A 16,892-nucleotide genomic window follows, 5' to 3' on the forward strand; every position below is an offset into this window, starting at 1 on the left:
TATAGTTATCGCACTGAGGCAAGATCTGGCGGCGCCGCGACGGCGAGCCAGGTCGGCAGTGACGGCCGCAGCCGCACTTCAGCCCCGGACGCGGCTGCGGCCGAGCTGCTCTTCCGCTTTAGGGTCCGATGAGGAGATTGGAATGGAGAGCTCGATCGCCGCGCGCGGTCTGGGAGCGATGGCGCTTTGCGTCCTCGCCGGAGGATGTGCCGCCGTCACGCCGGTGGCTTATTCGGACGTGGCCTCGTCGGCCTACATGACGCCTGATACGTCCGACTCGTCGAGGCGTGTGCCGTTTCGCTATGCGCCGCCGGTCGACTGGCGGAGCTACAACAAGGTGATGCTCGATCCGGTCGTGATCTATCGCGGCGCGGATCATCAGTTCGGCGACATGTCCGAGAAGGACAAGGAGACGCTCGCCGCCTACATGCAGACCCGCTTCGCCGACAAACTGCGCGGCCGCTTCACGCTGGTGAATACGCGCGGGCCGAACACGTTTCGCGTGCGGCTGACGCTGACCGGCGCGGTCGCCAATACGCCGGTGCTCGGCACGTTGTCGCGCTTCGACATGGCCGGCGCGATCTATAACGGCGTGCAGGCCGCGCGTGACGGCGAGGGCACGATGACCGGCTCGGTGATCTATGCCGTCGAGATGTTCGACAGCTCGACCGCGCGCCTGCTCGGCGCTTACGTCAGCAAGCAATATCCCAACGCCTACGACATCAAGGCCAGCGTCGGCGATCTCGCCGCGGCCACGGCCGGCATCGACAAGGGTGCCGATGCCTTCATGGCGCAACTGAAGTGAGGCGCGCGTCGCGCCTCCCGCAATCATCCCGACAATGAAAGGTGCTGTCGAATGAATTACATGGTTCGCCTGTTCTTGCGCGGCCTGGTCGCCGCCATTCTGATGAGCTCAACCGGCCATGCCGAAGTGATCGCATCGAGCGATCCGAGCGGCACCTGGCTGACCGAGGACGGACGTGCGCGCATCCGCCTCGAGCGTTGCGGCACGGCGCGCGACCGCATCTGCGGCTTCATCGTGTGGATGAAGGATCCGCTCGATCCGCGCGGCCAGCCGTTCCGCGACAGCTTCAATCCCGATCCCGACAAGCGCACGCGCGCGCTGCTCGGCCATCAGCTGATCCTGGGATTGAAGCTGTCGCCGGAGGGCCGGTTCGACGGCGACATCTACAATGCCGAGGACGGCAAATCCTATTCGGTCTCGCTGTGGCGCGACGCGTCCGACCGGCTGAAGCTTAGGGGATGCCTGCTCAAGCTGCTGTGCCAGACCCAGACCTGGACGCAGACCTTCGACGCTCAGCCCGGACAGCTCGTCGGCCTGACCGGCGACGCCGGCGGCCCGCGTGCCGACAGGGAGTGGGCATCGCTGCCGGCACCGGCGAAGGCGAAGTCGGCGGCGAAGTGACGAAGAGTAGGGCGGGTTAGCCGACTACGTCCGCCGTAGCTCAACCAGCGAAGGCGGAAGGCGTAACCCGCCGACTTCGTGCCGTGGAAAAGATGGTGGGTTACGCTTCGCTAACCCACCCTACGCAGTCACTTCTTCACCAGCGGACAATCGCTGGCCTCGAGCGGCTTGGCGGCGTCCTCCGGCGAGATGGTGGCGATCAGCTTGTAATAGTCCCAGGGATATTTGGACTCTTCCGGCTTCTTCACCTCGAACAGATAGGCCGGGATGATGCGGCGGCCGTCGATCCGCAGCGGGCCCTTGCCGAACAGCGGATCGTCGGTCGGGATCTCCTTCATCTTGGCGACGACCTTGGCGCCGTCATGCGGATTGCCGCCCATCGCGTCCAGTGCTTTCAGGTAATGCAGCACGCCGGCATAGACGCCGGCCACCGTCATCGAGGGCATCGAGCCCTTGGGCGAGACCTTCTGGAATCGCTTCGACCAGGCACGGGTCTGGTCGTTCATGTCCCAGTAGAACGACTCGGTGAAGGTGAGGCCCTGCGCGATCTTCAAGCCGAGCGCGTGCACGTCGTTGACGAACAGCAACAGCGCCGCGAGCTTCTGCCCGCCCGCGGTGATGCCGAATTCGGACGCCTGCTTGATCGCGTTGGTGGTGTCGCCGCCGGCATTGGCAAGGCCGATGATCTTGGCCTTGGAGGCCTGCGCCTGCAGCAGGAACGAGGAGAAGTCCGCAGTGTTGAGCGGGTGCTTGACGCCGCCGAGCACCTTGCCGCCATTCGCGGTGACGACCGCCGAGGTGTCGCGCTCCAGCGCATGGCCGAAGGCGTAGTCGGCGGTGAGGAAGAACCAGGTGTCGCCGCCGGCCTTGGTCAGCGCCTTGCCGGTGCCGTTGGCGAGCATGTAGGTGTCGAACGTGTAGGAGATCGTGTTGGCGTTGCAGGCCTTGCCGGTGAGATCGGCGGTCGCCGCGCCCGAGTTGAGCACGATCGAGTTCTTCTCCTTGGCAAGGTTGCTCACCGCCAGCGCGACGCCGGAGTTCGGCGTATCGGTGATGATGTCGACCTTGTCGTTGTCGATCCAGTTGCGCGCGATGTTGACGCCGACGTCAGGCTTGTTCTGGTGGTCGCCGCTGACCACCTCGATCTTCCAGCCCTTGGCGCGCAGGCCGGAATCTTCCACCGCCATGTTGGCCGCGGCCACCGAATTGGGGCCGCCGATGTCGGCATAGAGGCCCGACATATCGTTCAGCACGCCGATCTTGACGTTCTTGTCCTGAGCAAAGGCAGGGGTAGCAAGGCCGAGTGCAGCGCAAGCGAGAAGCACGGCGTGGCGCCGTGCGAGCGTCGTCGTCATGAGACATTCCCTCCACTGTCAATTTTTTCCGCAACGGCCCTCTTGTGGAGCCTTGTGCCGGTCGTTCGCGTTCCCGCTTACCCTTTCCTTTGGCGAGCGGCAATCCGCATAAAGCCGGATGAGCTGCGTCGAAGCGTCATCCTGCCGTCATGCCTACTTGAGCGCATCCGAGGTCAGCTTGAATTTCTGGATCCGCTTGCCCTCGACCTCGCCGGTGTAGACGTTGCCCTTCTGGTCGACCGCCATGACGTGGAGCAGGGCGAACTGTCCGGCATTGCGGCCGCTATGGCCGAAGGTGCCGACCACGCTGCCGTCGTCGCGCTTCAGCACGCGGATCTCGTTGTTGGCGCCGTCGGCGTTGAGCAGATAGGTCTGCTTCGGATCGGGCCACAGCGCGAGGTCGAACACCGCGCCGTCGCCGCGAGTGTTCTTCTCGTAGAACCATTCCCTGACGAAGGTGCCGTTCTTCTGGAATACCTGGATGCGGTCCTGGCTGCGGTCGCAGACATAGACCAGCCCGTCATTGGCGATCTTGATGCAATGCACGGGATTGCCGAACTGCTCCTGCACCGCGGCGCTTGGATCATAAGGCGGCTGCTTGTCGTCGGTGGGCAGCTTGCCGTAGCCGCCCCAGTGCCGCTTGTAGGCCAGCGTGGTGGCGTCGAACACGATGACGCGGCGGTTGCCATAGCCGTCGGCGATGTAGAGCTCGTTGGCATCCTTGTCGATCGCCATCTCGGCGGGGCGGCCGAGCTGGGTGGTGTCGTTGCTGTTGGTGCGGGCTGCGATCTTGCCGATCTGGCCGAGATACTTGCCGTCGAGCGAGAACTTCAGGATCGCGCTGTCGTCATCGGCATTGCCGCCGATCCAGACGAAGCCGCGTTCGTCGACCTCGATGCCGTGCTCGCGGCCGACCCATTGATAGCCGTCGCCGGGGCCGCCCCAGGCCCGCAGCAGATTGCCGTCGACATCGAATTCGAGCACCGGCGGCGCCGCCACGCAGCATTTCGCGCGCGGCGGGGTGAGGCTCGCCGCCTTCTCGCCATCGGTCAGCGAGCGCGGCCGGTGCACCACCCAGATATGCCCCTGCCAGTCGACGGTGATGCCGCCGACCTGGCCGATGATCCAGTTGTTCGGCAGCTGCTTGGGCCACGACGCGTCGACCGCGAAGGTCGGAACGTCACCGGCATGGGCGGGCTTTGGCTGAGCGAAAAAGGCTGCTGATGCGATGCCGGCGGAGAGAAACAATCCGGACAGAATGGAGCGCGCGCGATTGAACGTCGGCGTCATGATGCCTCCCGAGATTTTTCTTGGCGGGGCGTCCCGCTTGAGGAGGGCAGTCAATCGCGGGGCGGGGAGGGTGTCAACGGGTACCACCGTCATTGCGAGCGCAGCGAAGCAATCCATTCTTCCGCGGATACGGGCGCATGGATTGCTTCGTCGCTGCCGCTCCTCGCAATGACGGCGGCCGGATATGGTTACGCAGGCGGCTGAAAGCTCCGCAGCGTGCGCGCCTTGTAGTCGTAGAGCTTGCCAGTTTGGGTCCATGCGGGCGAACACATCGGCACCATGAATTCGGCGGCCATGTCGGGCGTATCCAGCGTCATCGGGTCTTCGCCGGGAAACACCTGCGCGCGCATCCGGGTGCGGATCGGGCCGGGGCTGAACAGGTTGACGCGCAGCGCCGTGTTGGCGGTCTCGTTGGCCCAGGAGCGCACCAGCGCATCGAGCGCGGCCTTCGAGGCGGCATAGGGGCCGAGATACGCGTTGGCCTTGTGCGCCACGCCTGATGTCACGAACACCGCACGGCCGGCGTCGGACTGCCGCAGCAGCGGGTCCATGCAGCGGATCAGCTGGAAATTGGCGGTGACGTTGATCGCGAACACGTCGTTCCACGGCTTCAGCTCGATATGGCCGAGTGGCGAGGACGGGCCGGCGGTGCCGGCGTTGCCGACCAGGATATCGAGCTTGCCATGGCGTTCATGCAGCGCGAGCCCGAGCCGCGCGATGCCGTCGTAATCGGTCAGCGAGAGCGGCACCAGCGTGGCGCTGCCGCCGTCCTTGCGGATCTCGTCGTCGAGCTCTTCCAGCCCGCCTTGCGTGCGCGCCACCGCCACGACATGCGCGCCGGCCTTGGCCAGCGCGACGGATGTCGCATAGCCGATCCCGCGCGAGGCGCCGGTCACGAGGGCAATACGGGAGGCGAGGGGTTTGGTCATGAACGTAACTCTATCGTCGTCGTCCCTGCGAAAGCAGGGACCCATACGCCGCGGCGGCTGTGCTGTGCAAAGGTGTTCGTAACCGATACCGCCCGAAAAAACGAGGGCCGATGGGTATGGGTCCCTGCTCCGGAGCGCAATCGCGCCCTAGGCAGGGACGACACCGTGGATGGGGCGTCAGCTCGCCTCGGCCAGCAACGAGAGCTGGCGCGGCGGGGCCTCGGTTTCGTTCTGGTCGGTGAGGTGGGTCGGATAGGCGCCGGTGAAGCAATGGTCGGCGAATCTCGGATTGGCCGGGTCGCGCCCCTCATACCCCATCGCGCGGTACATGCCGTCGATCGACAGGAAGGCGAGCGAGTCGGCGCCGATGATGTCGCGCATCTCCTCGAGCGAATGGGTCGCGGCGAGCAGGCCGCCGCGGTCGGGCAGGTCGATGCCGTAATAGTCGGGATAGAGGATCGGCGGCGAGGCGAGGCGGAAATGCACTTCGCGGGCGCCGGCGTCGCGCATCATGCGCACGATCTTCTTCGAGGTGGTGCCGCGCACCAGCGAGTCGTCGATCAGGATGATGCGCTTGCCTTCGATCGCGGCGCGGTTGGCCGAATGCTTCATGCGCACGCCGAGCTCGCGCACGGTCTGGGTCGGCTGGATGAAGGTGCGCCCGACATAGTGGTTGCGGATGATGCCGAGCTCGAACGGCACGCCGGAATACTGGCTGTAGCCGACTGCGGCGGGCACGCCGGAATCCGGCACCGGCACCACGACGTCGACCTCGGGATGGCTCTCGCGCGCGAGCTGGGCGCCGAACGCCTTGCGCACGTCGTACACCGAGCGGCCGCCGACGATCGAATCCGGCCGCGCGAAATAGATGTACTCGAAGATGCAGGGTCGGGCCGGCTTCGGCGGGAACGGCTTGTGGCTGTGCGCCCCCAGCTCGTCGAACACGATGATCTCGCCGGGCTCGATGTCGCGGACATACTTCGCGCCGATCATGTCGAGCGCGCAGGTCTCCGAGGTCAGGATCGGATGGCCGTCGAGATCGCCGAGCACCAGCGGACGGATGCCGAGCGGGTCGCGGGCGCCGACCAGCTTCTTGTTGGTCAGCGCGACCAGCGCGTAGGCGCCCTCGATCGCGCGCAACGCCTCGATGAAGCGATCGATGAAGCGCGCGCGCTTCGACTGTGCCACGAGATGCAGGATCACCTCGGTATCGGTGGTCGACTGCATCAACGCACCGCCCTTGACCAGCTCGCTGCGCAGGGTCAGGCCGTTGGTCAGGTTGCCGTTGTGGCCGACCGCAAAGCCGCCGGCATTGAGCTCGGCGAACAGCGGCTGCACGTTGCGCAGGCCTGTGCCGCCGGTGGTGGGGTAGCGGACATGGCCGACCGCGGCGTTGCCGGGCAGGCGGTCGATCACCTCGCGGCGGGAGAAGGCGTCGCCGACCAGGCCGAGGCGGCGTTCACTGTGGAAGCGGGCGCCGTCGAAGGAGACGATGCCGGCGGCCTCCTGGCCGCGGTGTTGCAGGGCGTGCAGCCCGAGCGCGGTGATCGCCGCGGATTCGGGATGGCCGAAGACGCCGAACACGCCGCATTCCTCGCGGAGCGTGTCGCCATCGAGATCGGGGTGGTATCTGAAATCGTTGTCCCGGAGATGGTCTTGTCGAAGATGGTCCTGCATTTCGATCGGGCCCAAATCGAGATCCATTTGGGCGGCGTGATCGGAAGGGGTTTGCATCTCGTTCATCGCCTCTCGTAAGGGGCCCAAATAAGTTATCGGCCCGCGGGTTTCTCGATCAGCTTTTTCAAGCTGTCACGCGCAGGTTTGCTATAGCCATCGCCCGACGCCGGCGTTGCCTGATCGTTGGTATCAGCCGCAGAATCGTCGTCCGGCTTATTCTTCTTGAACTTCTTTAAGATGGTGTTCTCGGGGTCATCAGGCAAGAGCGCCATCAGCCAATCCCCGGTTCCCTGCAGCACCACCCGGGACTTCGCGCCGGTCACCCAATCGGGCCGCTGCTTGTCCGGAACCAGCCAAGTGAAGAACATGAACGCCACAACCACGATCAGCAGGCCGCGGGCGAGCCCGAACAGGAAGCCGAGGGTGCGGTCGAGCGCGCCGATCCGGGAATCCAGGATCATGTCCGAGATCCGCACGGTGATGATCGAGACCACGATCAGCGTACCGATGAAGACGCCGGCCACCACCACCACGGCCGCGACCGTGTCGTTATTGAAGTAAGTTTTGGCGGTCGGCAGCAGCTTCGAGAAAGCATACAGCGTCACCAGCGCAGCGGCGCCCCAGGCCGCGATCGACAGGATCTCGCGCATGAAGCCGCGCACCATGGCAAGCAGGCCCGAGATCAGCATCACGCCGAGCAGGACGAGATCAAGTATCGTTATGGGCATCGGCTGGTCAGGTCCGCTGGTACGTTTGGGTCCGCTGTTAAGGGCTCGCGAATCGGCAAAGTCGGTGCCGTCCTAACTGAGGCGCATCGAGGGCATTCGGCAAGGCCGCAACACCACCAGTCCCGCGCGGCGGATGTATAGCGGCGGGGGGCTGATACGTCACGCCTGCTTTAGCTGGTCTCGCGACGGAATCGGGCCGGTGTGGCATTTTTCTCAGCCGCATCAGCGCCCCTGGAGCCGCTTTGGTCGTCCCTTGGCGCAGCCCGGCCACCTCGCGGCGTACCGCGCGCGGCAATTTCGGCGACCAGCGTGGTCAGATTGCCGACGCTGTTCAGCGCGAGCCCGCTATCGCCGCCGCCGTCGCCGCGGGCCGATTCGGGCAGGATGGCGCGGCCGAAGCCGAGCTTGAGGGCCTCTTTCAGCCGAGCCGGGGTCTGCGCCACCGGGCGGATCGCGCCGGATAGCGAGATTTCGCCGAAATAGACCGCGTCCGTCGGCAAGGGCGCATTCACCAGCGAGGAGACCAGCGCGGCGGCAGCTGCGAGGTCCGCGGCCGGCTCCTGGATGCGCAGGCCGCCCGCGACATTGAGATAGACGTCATGTCCGGACAATTTGACGCCGCAATGCGCTTCCAGCACCGCCAGCACCATCGACAGCCGGCTCGGATCCCAGCCGACCACGGCGCGGCGCGGCGTGCCGAGCGAGGTCGGCGCCACCAGCGCCTGCAACTCGACCAGCACCGGGCGGGTGCCCTCGATGCCGGCGAACACCGCAGTACCGGGACTGCCGAGCTCACGTTCGGAGAGGAACAATTCCGAGGGGTTGGTGACCTCGCGCAGGCCGAGCCCGGTCATCTCGAACACGCCGATCTCGTCGGTCGCGCCAAAGCGGTTCTTCGCCGAGCGCAGGATGCGGAACTGCTGCGAGCCTTCGCCCTCGAACGACAGCACCGCATCGACCATGTGCTCGACCACGCGGGGGCCGGCGATCTGGCCGTCCTTGGTCACATGCCCGACCAGGATGATCGTTGCCCCCGTCTTCTTGGCGAAGCGAATGAGCGCCTGCGCCGAGGCGCGGACCTGGGTTACCGTGCCGGGCGCGGATTCGACCGTGTCGGTCCACATGGTCTGGATCGAGTCGATCACGATCAGCCGCGGCACCGCGCCTTCCGACAGCGTCGAGACGATGTCCTCGACCGAGGTTTCGGAGGCGAGCTGCACCGGCGCGTCCGCGAGCCCGAGACGCTCGGCGCGGAGCCGCACCTGGGCGACCGCTTCTTCGCCTGAGATATAGACCGCGCGATGGCCGGCCCGCGCCATCATGGAGGTTGCCTGGGTCAGCAGCGTGGATTTTCCGATGCCGGGATCGCCGCCCACCAGGAGCACCGAGCCGCGGACAAAGCCTCCGCCGGTGACACGGTCGAGCTCGGCCATGCCCGACGACAGCCGCGGCGCGTCCTGGGTTTTGCCGGACAGCGATTCCAGCGCGAACGTCCGCCCCTTGCGCTTCGATCGGATCGAGACCGGCACCGAGCCCGTGGTGTCCTCCTCGGCCAGCGTGTTCCACTCGCCGCAGGAGTCGCACTTGCCCTGCCAGCGATTATACGCCGCGCCGCAGTTCTGGCAGACGAAGGAGAGGGTTGATTTGGCCATGGATGGGATTGGTTCAGCGGTGGTTTCGAATCCGCGTCACCCATTAGCACGGAATGAGGAATGCGGGGTGTTTGATGCGCAGTGGGGCGGATTCTACGACGTCACCGCCGACCACAGCAGCGACACGCCTGCCGCCAGCATGATGCCGTCCATGATCAGGCGGAATGACTCCGGCTTCAACTGCAGCACGAAGCGTTTGGCGATGAAGGCGCCGGCCATCAGCGAGGCGCCGGCGATCAGGCCCTTCAGCGCGATGTCGGGTGTCAGCGCGCCGAACCGCTCGAAGGTCACCGACTTGCTGACATAGAGCCCGAGCGAGCTTGCCGCTTCGGTGGCGAGGAACGCGCCCTTGCTGAGGCCGTAAAACAAAAACAGCGGCACGCTGAGCGGACCGGTCGAGACCACGATGCCGGTGAGATAGCCGATCACGGCGCCGCCGATTGCGAGATGCCAGAGATTGGCCTTCAGTTTGTGCTGCGCCAGCCAGTGCCGCACCGGCACCATCGCGATCAGGAACACGCCGATCGCAATATCGACCGCGCGCGAAGGCAGAGCGAGCAGGGTGCGCGCGCCAAGTGCTGCGGCCGGAATGCCCGTGATCGAGTAGGCGGCGCAGGCGCGCCAGTCGACCTCGCGCCACCAGGCCAGGATCCGCGACAGATTGGCCATCACGGCCGCGACCGCCATGATCGGCACCGCCTGTTTCGGCCCGTACTGATAGACCAGCACCGGCATCAGCATGATCGACGAGCCGGTGCCGACGATGCCTGAGATGGTGCCAGCGACCAGGCCGACGATGAGGACGAACAGGAAGCCCACGCGCACTCCGGAACGTGATCCCGAGCCACGCCGGACGCGTGTCTCGAAAGCGAAGGCTCAGTGTGACCTCATGGTTCGAGACGGCGCAAGGGCGCCTTGAACCAGGGCGTGTCGTCGCGCGCAGCGTCAATACTTCGCGACGACCGGGCTGCCGAAGCGGTAGTTGACGCGCACCGTCACCATGTCGACGTCCTGGCGGATGCGTTCGTCATGGTTGAGCTGGGCGATGAACACCGGATCGTAGGTCATGTGAACATTGTTGGTTCCCATGAACAGATGATCGTATTCGAGCGCCAGCGACCAGTTGTGCGCGATCGCATATTCGGCACCGGCGCCGATCGCACCGCCCCAGCGCGTCTCGCTGCCGCGGTCGGCGATGAAGCCGACCGGCACGCCGGGTCCGAAGGCCGGCGTGATGAAGCTCTCGTAGCGATCGCGCACGACGGCCGCGCCACCCTTTGCGTACAGCAGGAAGGCGCCCCAGGAATAGCCGACCTGCCCGGTGAACAGGCCGATGGCATCGATCTTCGAGCGGTTGGCGAAGCCTGCAAACAGCGGGGCTGTGGACGGGTTCGAGCCGGAAAGGTCGGCCCAATTGCCCTGCGCTTCGACGCCGAACACCCAGGCCGCCTGCTGCCAGCGATAACCAATCTGGCCGCCGGCGGTCGCGCCGCTCGCGGTGTGGCAACCTTCAGGGCCGGTGAAATTCACGACGCCGAGCGCCGGATTGGTGATGGCGAAGGGCACGATGTCCCAGCACTTTCGGCTCCAGCCGCCGCCGCCATTGGCGCCGAGGTAGAAGCCGCTCCAGTCGGTGGTGGCGGCGACGATCGGGGGCGCCTTGGTGTACGGGCGGGCGGCGAGGTCGGCAGCGGACGCGCTTGCAATGCCGAGCATGAGCACGGAGGCGGCGACGAAATATGTCTTCATGGGCAGATCCAATGCATGAATCAAATCGATGTCAGGCTAGTCGATTTGCACCACCTCCGGCTGTACCCGGTCCGCCACATCCGGCCGCATTCGCGTGTACCGCAGGCTCCCGTGCCGCGAGAATGCGGATGTTTGACTCGCACGCCGTGCAACAAATTCGACGTCGTCCTGGCGAAAGCCAGGACCCATTACCCCAAATCTCAATTGTTGCACGACGCCGGGGCCACGATCCCGTTCACAATCGAATGCGGTGGTTATGGGTCCTGGCTTTCGCCAGGACGACGGTGGTGTGTGCGGCATCATCCGATCCGCGTCGCGACCAACAATGCTGATTGTTACGAGGCGCAAGTCCGCCATCGATCACTTCAGCACCACCCACGCCGGCGCATGATCGCTGGCGCCTTCCTCGCCACGAACATCGCGGTCGACGCCGGCTTTCGCCAGCCGCGCCGCCACGTCGGGGCTGAGCAGGAGATGATCGAGCCGGAGGCCTGCATCGCGCGGCCAGCGCTGGCGCTTGTAGTCCCAGAAGGTGAACATCTGTTGATCCGGATGCAGCGTGCGGAGCGCATCGCACCAGCCCTGATCGACCAGCGCCTTGAACGCGGCGCGGCTCTTCGGCTGGATCAGCGCATCCTTGTCCCAGGAGCGGGTCGGATAGATGTCGAGAGGCGTCGGCGCGACGTTGTAGTCGCCGGCCAGCACCACCGGGACCTCCTGCTTGAGCAGCTTGGCGGCGTGGGCGCGCAGCCGCTTGAACCAGGCCAGCTTGTAATCGAATTTCGGGCCGGGCTGCGGATTGCCGTTCGGAAGGTAAAGGCTGGTGACGACGATGCCGCGCACCGCGGCCTCGATGTAGCGCGCCTCATGGTCGCCGGCGTCGCCGGGCAGGGCGGTGCGGATCAAGACCGGCTTGGCCCTGCGCGCGAGGATCGCGACGCCGTTCCAGGTCTTCTGTCCCTGCCACACCGCGCCGTAGCCGGCCTTCTCGAGCGCGGCCGCGGGAAATTCGGCGTCGCTCGCTTTCAACTCCTGCAAGCTGACGACGTCGGGCCTGGCCGATTTCAGCCAGCGCAGCAGGTTCGGCAGGCGGCGGTTGACGTTGTTGATGTTGAAGGTCGCGATCTTCATGCGCAATCGCGAACCTCGATCGCGTCAGGCGGAGGGCGCCGTAGGCTCGGCGGGCAATGGCGGTGGCGCAGCCGGCGTTGTCGGCAGCGTGGGCGGCACTACAGGTGCGGCGGCTATCTCGCTCTTCTCGGCGACCGCGTCGCTTGTCGCGGCGACGGCCTCGCCGCCCTTATAGATGCGTACGAAGCGACGGCCGAGGCTGGTCAGCACCTCATAGCCGATGGTGCCGAAATGATGCGCGACCTCGTCGACCGTGATGCCTTCGCCGATCAGCGTCACCATGTGGCCGCGCCGCACGGCATTCTTGTCGAGGTCGGTGACGTCGACCGCGATCAAATCCATCGAGACGCGGCCGGCGATCGGGCAGCGCTTGCCGGCGACCACGACCTCGGCGCCACGGGTGCCGTCATTGGCGCTGGCGGCGCGGAAATAGCCGTCCGCATAGCCGGCGGAGACGATCGCAAGCCGGGTCGGCCGGCGCGCGGTCCAGGTGCCGCCATAGCCGACGGTCTCACCGCGATCGATGTTGCGGATCTGCACGATGCGCGCCTTGAGGTCGACCACCTGCTGCATCGGGTTGTCGGCCTCCGGCGTCGGGTTGACGCCGTAGAGCGCGCAGCCCGGCCGCACCATCTCGAACTGGAACTGCGCGCCGAGGAACACGCCGGAGGAGTTCGCGAGCGAGGCCGGCACGCCGGTGAACAGGCTCGCGATCTCGCGGAAGCTCGCCAGCTGTTTGGCGTTGGCGGGGTTGTTGAGCAGTTCGGCGGAGACGAGGTGGCTCATCACAAGCGTGATGCCGTGATCGCCGGCATTGATCCGCGGGATGATGCCCTGGGCTTCGCTGACCGTCAGCCCGAGCCGGTTCATGCCGGTGTCGATATGGATGGCGGCGCCGCCGGACCAGCCGGAGCGGCGGCAGAACACGTCCCATTCGGCGAGCTCGTTGAGATCGCCGATCACGGGCTTGCAGTCGATCTTCGCGTAGGCGTCGCCGGTCTGCTGGAAGAAGCCGCCGAGCGCATACACGGTCGCCTGCGGAACTGCCGCGCGTACCACGGCGGCCTCCTCGACGGTGGCGACGAAGAAGGTCTTGCAGCCGGCCTTGGCCAGCGCCCGCGACACCTGCTCGGCGCCGCAACCATAGGCGTTGGCCTTGACGACGGCGGCGCATTCCGCCGGGACCGCGGTCTTCTCGAGCTTGCGCCAGTTGGCGATGATGGCGTCGAGGTCGACGGTCAGGATGCCAGTGGCGGTCGGATGGGCCGCCAGCAAACTGGCTTCGGGCGTCAGCTGCGATTTCGCGTCGGTCACGATGTTCATGGCTTATTTGTACGCGCGGGGCATGCGGCCTTCAACTGTGCCCGACCATTAGTAGGAGGGGGGGCGATCCGGGACCAGTCCGTCCGATGCGAGGTCGCCGAACCGGGTGACGCTGGCTTCGAAGTGCAGTTCGACGGTGCCGGTCGGACCGTGGCGCTGCTTGCCGATGATGACTTCGGCCTTGCCGAGCGCGCGCTCCATTTCGGCTTGCCAGGTGGCGTGCTCCGGGGTGCCGGGCCGTGGTTCCTTGTTCGCGAGATAGTATTCCTCGCGGTACACGAACATCACGACGTCGGCGTCCTGCTCGATCGAGCCGGATTCGCGCAGGTCCGAAAGCTGGGGCCGCTTGTCGTCGCGGTTTTCGACCTGACGCGAGAGCTGCGACAGCGCGATCACGGGGACGTTGAGCTCCTTCGCCAGCGCTTTCAAATTGGTGGTGATCTCGGTGATTTCCTGCACGCGGTTGTCGTTGCCGCGCTTGCCCGAGCCCTGCAACAGCTGGATGTAGTCGATCACGATCAGGTCGAGACCCTTCTGCCGCTTGAGGCGGCGGGCGCGCGCGGTGAGCTGCGAGATCGAGAGACCGCCGGTTTCGTCGACGTAGAACGGCAGCGACTGCAACTCGATCGAGCAGTCGCGGATTTTCTCGAAATCGAGCTCGGAGATACCGCCGCGCCGGATATGGCTGGAGGGAATGCCGGTGCGTTCGGCGAGAATACGTGTGGCGAGCTGTTCGCCGCTCATTTCGCAGGAGAAGAAGCCGACCGCGCCACCGTTCACCGCCTTGGTGGTGCCGTCCGCCTGCACCTCGGGGACGTAGGCCCTGGCAATATTGTAGGCGATGTTGGTGGCGAGCGAGGTCTTGCCCATGCCGGGACGGCCGGCGAGCACGATCAGGTCGCTTGGCTGCAATCCGCCCATCTTGGTGTCGAGGTCGCGCAGCCCCGTTGAAATGCCGGACAGTTTGCCGTCGCGCTGGAACGCCTTGGCCGCCATGTCGACGGCGACCGTGAGCGCATCCGCAAAGCGTTGGAAGCCGCCATCGTAGCGGCCGGTTTCGGCGAGGCTGTAGAGCTGCCGTTCGGCGTCCTCGATTTGCGCGCGCGGGGCAAAATCGACCGGAGCGTCGTAGGCGACGTTGACGATCTCCTCGCCGATCTGGATCAGGTTGCGGCGCAGGCTGAGATCATAGACGGTACGCCCGTAGTCCTGTGCGTTGATGATGGTGGTCGCTTCGGCGGCGAGTCGGGCGAGGTATTGGTTGACCGTCATGCCGCCGAGGTCCAGCTCGGCAGGCAGGAACGTCTTCAAGGTCACGGGATTTGCGACCTTGCCCATCCGGATCAGGCTGCCGGCCGTTTCATAGATCTGCTGGTGGATGGCTTCGAAGAAGTGCTTCGCCTCCAGGAAATCGGAGACCCGGTAGAAGGCGTCGTTGTTGACCAGTATCGCGCCCAGCAGCCCCTGTTCCGCTTCGATGTTGTGCGGCGCGCTCCGATAGGTCGGGGACGCGGCGTCGGGCGCGAGCTTGTGAACGTTCGAATCAATCAAGGCCATGGACAAGCTTATTCTTCTGATTTCGTCGTTACTGAGATTTTCGGCTGTGGGGTCGCGATCAAGCGCCAGCCCGGCACGAAGCGAAAGGACGGATGTTTCTTATGCACGATTCACACAACGCAATGTGTGAATCCGGGACGGCCGGATGCATTCCGCTTGACGGGGTTTTGCTCGAAAGGAGGGGGGCGCGACCGATCGGAGATGTGGTCGGCAAAAATTCGGGGCGGCCTGAACCTTTTTCCGGGCTGCCGCGCCCAACCAGCGGCGAGGTTGGTGCTGGCCTCGGTTCCTCAGACCAGGATGAGGAAAGCCAGCGCGATCAAGGCGGCAGCAACGCCAGTTGCGATCAAGGCGTAGTCGGTCACGAGGTCGCGTTGCGGGTCCAACATCGTCTGGTGCGGTTCTCGGGTCATTCCGGACCACTACGACAGCCCGGAACAGATTTCTGTGAAGCAGATCACACCTGTCGCACTTTCTTTGCGGCAGGTTCGCGGGAACGACCCGGCGGATTCCGGGTTGTCTCCGCTCAGGGAAGATACGGTGACGATGGCTCGAGAGTTTCAGACAGTGCGACCAAGGCTTGGCCAGGCAGGCGGCATCGACCGCCGCTGGGTGGCGTCGCTTGTCGAGGCCATGGAGCAGGCGGCGCGTCCGGAGGTCCGGAACGTTCCCTGCGACGTCAGCCTGATTTCAGCCGCCGCGGCTCACCTGGCGCGTCCGGCGCCGACCTTCGCGCATTGCGGCTCGGTCTACAGCCTGCGCAACTAGCAATACCGGTTCTTTCAGGCCTATTCGCCGGCGAGTTGCAGCCGGGGTTTTGCAGCGCCGGCTTCCTTGAGTCGGAGGCGGCCTTCCTCGCGCCCGATGTAGTCGCGGGTCATCGGCACGACGCCCTGGCGCTTGGTCAGTTGCAGCTGGAAGTTCATCATGTTCTGCACCCGGAACGACATCTCCGAGGCCGCCAGATAGAATTCCCACATCCGGGCAAAGGTCTCGTCGTAGAGCCGGACGGCCTCCTCGCGCCGCGCCATGAAGCGGTCGCGCCACGCCTTCAGGGTCTCCGCATAGTGCAGGCGCAGGATCTCCATGTCGCAGATCAGCAATCCGGCCTTCTCGATCGCCGGCATGACCTCGGAGAGCGCAGGAATGTAGCCGCCGGGGAAGATGTATTTCCGGATCCAGGGGCTGGTGACATCCGGACCGGTCGAGCGGCCGATCGAGTGCAGCAGCATGACGCCGTCATCGCTCAGCAGCTCGGCGCAGCGCTTGAAGAAGGTTTCGTAAAAGGTGACCCCGACATGCTCGAACATGCCGACCGACACGATGCGGTCGAACGGGCCGGGGATGTCGCGGTAGTCCTGCAGCAGGAAGCGCGCCGAATGCGCCAGATTCTTCTCCGCCGCCCGGGCGTTGGCGATCTGCAGCTGCTCGGTCGACAGCGTGACGCCGGTGACGTCGGCGCCGCTCATCTCGGCGAGATAGAGCCCTAGGCCGCCCCAGCCGGAACCGATGTCGAGGACGCGGTCGCCGGGCTTGATCAGGAGTTTTGCGGCGAGGTGGCGTTTCTTGGCGAGCTGGGCGTCGTCCAGCGTCGAGTCCGGCGCCTCGAAATAGGCGCAGCTGTATTGCTTGTCAGCGTCGAGGAAGAGGGAATAGAGGCGGCCGTCGAGGTCGTAATGGCGGGCGACATTGCTCCGGGACCGGCCGCGCACATTGAGCTGCTGGGCGCGCCGCCCGAGGAACCGAACCCAGGCCTGCATCCTGGCAAAGTTCGGCAACATGGCCGCCTGGCCCATCAGGACAGCCAGCACGTCGGCGATGCTGCCTTGCTCCACCACGAAGGTGCCGTCCATGAAGGCTTCGCCGAGGTAAAGCTCGGGATCGACCAGAACGCGCACTTCTGCGGCCCTGGTCATGAATCGTGCGGCGACGGGAATGCCCGTGCCGTCACCACAGGTGAATTTGGCGCCGCTCGCGGTCGTGAACGTGATCGAACCGCGGCGGATGAAGCGCCCCAAGAAAAATCGCAACAATCGGTCCATCGAAGCACCAACGGAACGGCAAGCTGCACACTG

General features: G+C 65.4%; 16 protein-coding genes. 3 read left to right on the top strand and 13 right to left on the bottom strand.

Annotation, left to right across the window (positions count from 1 at the left end; translation table 11 throughout):
- Window positions 1-142 precede the first annotated feature (142 nt).
- Together AAFG13_RS02180 and AAFG13_RS02185 are read left to right on the top strand one after the other, a co-directional pair.
- Window positions 143-805, top strand: coding sequence for a DUF3313 domain-containing protein (locus AAFG13_RS02180; RefSeq protein ID WP_342710993.1), 663 nt, complete (start codon window positions 143-145; stop codon window positions 803-805).
- 51 nt (window positions 806-856) lie between these two features.
- Window positions 857-1,426 (top strand): DUF2147 domain-containing protein, encoded by a 570-nt coding sequence (locus AAFG13_RS02185; RefSeq protein ID WP_342710994.1) that lies wholly within the window; start codon window positions 857-859, stop codon window positions 1,424-1,426.
- 128 nt (window positions 1,427-1,554) lie between these two features.
- Here AAFG13_RS02185 and AAFG13_RS02190 read toward each other — a convergent pair whose 3' ends face one another.
- The 12 genes from AAFG13_RS02190 to AAFG13_RS02245 form a co-directional block, all read right to left on the bottom strand.
- Window positions 1,555-2,781, bottom strand: a complete 1,227-nt coding sequence (locus AAFG13_RS02190) for an ABC transporter substrate-binding protein (RefSeq protein WP_342710995.1) — start codon at window positions 2,779-2,781, stop codon at window positions 1,555-1,557.
- Window positions 2,782-2,934: 153 nt separating this feature from the next.
- Window positions 2,935-4,071 (bottom strand): hypothetical protein, encoded by a 1,137-nt coding sequence (locus AAFG13_RS02195; RefSeq protein ID WP_342710996.1) that lies wholly within the window; start codon window positions 4,069-4,071, stop codon window positions 2,935-2,937.
- Between the two features lie 188 nt (window positions 4,072-4,259).
- Window positions 4,260-5,000: an SDR family NAD(P)-dependent oxidoreductase gene (locus AAFG13_RS02200; protein WP_342710997.1), complete on the bottom strand. Its 741-nt coding sequence runs from the start codon at window positions 4,998-5,000 to the stop codon at window positions 4,260-4,262.
- Between the two features lie 177 nt (window positions 5,001-5,177).
- On the bottom strand, window positions 5,178-6,677 hold the full coding sequence (gene purF / locus AAFG13_RS02205) for an amidophosphoribosyltransferase (RefSeq protein ID WP_249131302.1): 1,500 nt from the start codon (window positions 6,675-6,677) through the stop codon (window positions 5,178-5,180).
- Between the two features lie 92 nt (window positions 6,678-6,769).
- Window positions 6,770-7,405 carry a CvpA family protein gene (locus AAFG13_RS02210; RefSeq protein ID WP_050406454.1) on the bottom strand — a complete coding sequence of 212 codons (636 nt, stop codon included), beginning with the start codon at window positions 7,403-7,405 and terminating at the stop codon, window positions 6,770-6,772.
- Between the two features lie 170 nt (window positions 7,406-7,575).
- On the bottom strand, window positions 7,576-9,057 hold the full coding sequence (radA, locus tag AAFG13_RS02215; RefSeq protein ID WP_342710998.1) for a DNA repair protein RadA: 1,482 nt from the start codon (window positions 9,055-9,057) through the stop codon (window positions 7,576-7,578).
- 93 nt (window positions 9,058-9,150) lie between these two features.
- Window positions 9,151-9,876 (bottom strand): sulfite exporter TauE/SafE family protein, encoded by a 726-nt coding sequence (locus AAFG13_RS02220; protein WP_342710999.1) that lies wholly within the window; start codon window positions 9,874-9,876, stop codon window positions 9,151-9,153.
- 126 nt (window positions 9,877-10,002) lie between these two features.
- Window positions 10,003-10,806: an outer membrane beta-barrel protein gene (locus tag AAFG13_RS02225; RefSeq protein ID WP_342711000.1), complete on the bottom strand. Its 804-nt coding sequence runs from the start codon at window positions 10,804-10,806 to the stop codon at window positions 10,003-10,005.
- Window positions 10,807-11,166: 360 nt separating this feature from the next.
- Complete coding sequence (locus AAFG13_RS02230; protein ID WP_212317755.1) at window positions 11,167-11,937, bottom strand: exodeoxyribonuclease III; 771 nt, start codon at window positions 11,935-11,937, stop codon at window positions 11,167-11,169.
- 24 nt (window positions 11,938-11,961) lie between these two features.
- Complete coding sequence (alr, locus tag AAFG13_RS02235) at window positions 11,962-13,260, bottom strand: alanine racemase (RefSeq protein WP_212317753.1); 1,299 nt, start codon at window positions 13,258-13,260, stop codon at window positions 11,962-11,964.
- 48 nt (window positions 13,261-13,308) lie between these two features.
- On the bottom strand, window positions 13,309-14,817 hold the full coding sequence (locus AAFG13_RS02240) for a replicative DNA helicase (RefSeq protein ID WP_342711001.1): 1,509 nt from the start codon (window positions 14,815-14,817) through the stop codon (window positions 13,309-13,311).
- Between the two features lie 290 nt (window positions 14,818-15,107).
- On the bottom strand, window positions 15,108-15,230 hold the full coding sequence (locus tag AAFG13_RS02245) for a hypothetical protein (RefSeq protein ID WP_256437482.1): 123 nt from the start codon (window positions 15,228-15,230) through the stop codon (window positions 15,108-15,110).
- A gap of 133 nt (window positions 15,231-15,363) precedes the next feature.
- Between AAFG13_RS02245 and AAFG13_RS02250 the strand changes: the two genes are divergently transcribed.
- Window positions 15,364-15,585 (top strand): hypothetical protein, encoded by a 222-nt coding sequence (locus tag AAFG13_RS02250; protein WP_212318046.1) that lies wholly within the window; start codon window positions 15,364-15,366, stop codon window positions 15,583-15,585.
- A gap of 20 nt (window positions 15,586-15,605) precedes the next feature.
- On the opposite strand, the gene AAFG13_RS02255 is transcribed toward AAFG13_RS02250, so the two are convergent.
- Window positions 15,606-16,859, bottom strand: a complete 1,254-nt coding sequence (locus tag AAFG13_RS02255; RefSeq protein WP_212317749.1) for a cyclopropane-fatty-acyl-phospholipid synthase family protein — start codon at window positions 16,857-16,859, stop codon at window positions 15,606-15,608.
- Window positions 16,860-16,892: the final 33 nt, after the last annotated feature.

The sequence above is a fragment of the Bradyrhizobium sp. B124 genome, assembly GCF_038967635.1.
Classification (GTDB): domain Bacteria; phylum Pseudomonadota; class Alphaproteobacteria; order Rhizobiales; family Xanthobacteraceae; genus Bradyrhizobium.

What these genes read in the sequence shown, in the direction of transcription:
- AAFG13_RS02255 (WP_212317749.1), bottom strand. Translation starts at nt 16,859, where the DNA reads ATGGACCGATTGTTGCGATTTTTCTTGGGGCGCTTCATCCGCCGCGGT.
- AAFG13_RS02200 (WP_342710997.1), bottom strand. Translation starts at nt 5,000, where the DNA reads ATGACCAAACCCCTCGCCTCCCGTATTGCCCTCGTGACCGGCGCCTCG.
- AAFG13_RS02225 (WP_342711000.1), bottom strand. Translation starts at nt 10,806, where the DNA reads ATGAAGACATATTTCGTCGCCGCCTCCGTGCTCATGCTCGGCATTGCA.
- AAFG13_RS02185 (WP_342710994.1), top strand. Translation starts at nt 857, where the DNA reads ATGAATTACATGGTTCGCCTGTTCTTGCGCGGCCTGGTCGCCGCCATT.
- AAFG13_RS02250 (WP_212318046.1), top strand. Translation starts at nt 15,364, where the DNA reads ATGGCTCGAGAGTTTCAGACAGTGCGACCAAGGCTTGGCCAGGCAGGC.
- AAFG13_RS02195 (WP_342710996.1), bottom strand. Translation starts at nt 4,071, where the DNA reads ATGACGCCGACGTTCAATCGCGCGCGCTCCATTCTGTCCGGATTGTTT.
- alr (WP_212317753.1), bottom strand. Translation starts at nt 13,260, where the DNA reads ATGAACATCGTGACCGACGCGAAATCGCAGCTGACGCCCGAAGCCAGT.
- AAFG13_RS02240 (WP_342711001.1), bottom strand. Translation starts at nt 14,817, where the DNA reads ATGGCCTTGATTGATTCGAACGTTCACAAGCTCGCGCCCGACGCCGCG.
- AAFG13_RS02190 (WP_342710995.1), bottom strand. Translation starts at nt 2,781, where the DNA reads ATGACGACGACGCTCGCACGGCGCCACGCCGTGCTTCTCGCTTGCGCT.
- radA (WP_342710998.1), bottom strand. Translation starts at nt 9,057, where the DNA reads ATGGCCAAATCAACCCTCTCCTTCGTCTGCCAGAACTGCGGCGCGGCG.
- AAFG13_RS02230 (WP_212317755.1), bottom strand. Translation starts at nt 11,937, where the DNA reads ATGAAGATCGCGACCTTCAACATCAACAACGTCAACCGCCGCCTGCCG.
- AAFG13_RS02210 (WP_050406454.1), bottom strand. Translation starts at nt 7,405, where the DNA reads ATGCCCATAACGATACTTGATCTCGTCCTGCTCGGCGTGATGCTGATC.
- AAFG13_RS02245 (WP_256437482.1), bottom strand. Translation starts at nt 15,230, where the DNA reads ATGACCCGAGAACCGCACCAGACGATGTTGGACCCGCAACGCGACCTC.
- AAFG13_RS02180 (WP_342710993.1), top strand. Translation starts at nt 143, where the DNA reads ATGGAGAGCTCGATCGCCGCGCGCGGTCTGGGAGCGATGGCGCTTTGC.
- purF (WP_249131302.1), bottom strand. Translation starts at nt 6,677, where the DNA reads ATGCAGGACCATCTTCGACAAGACCATCTCCGGGACAACGATTTCAGA.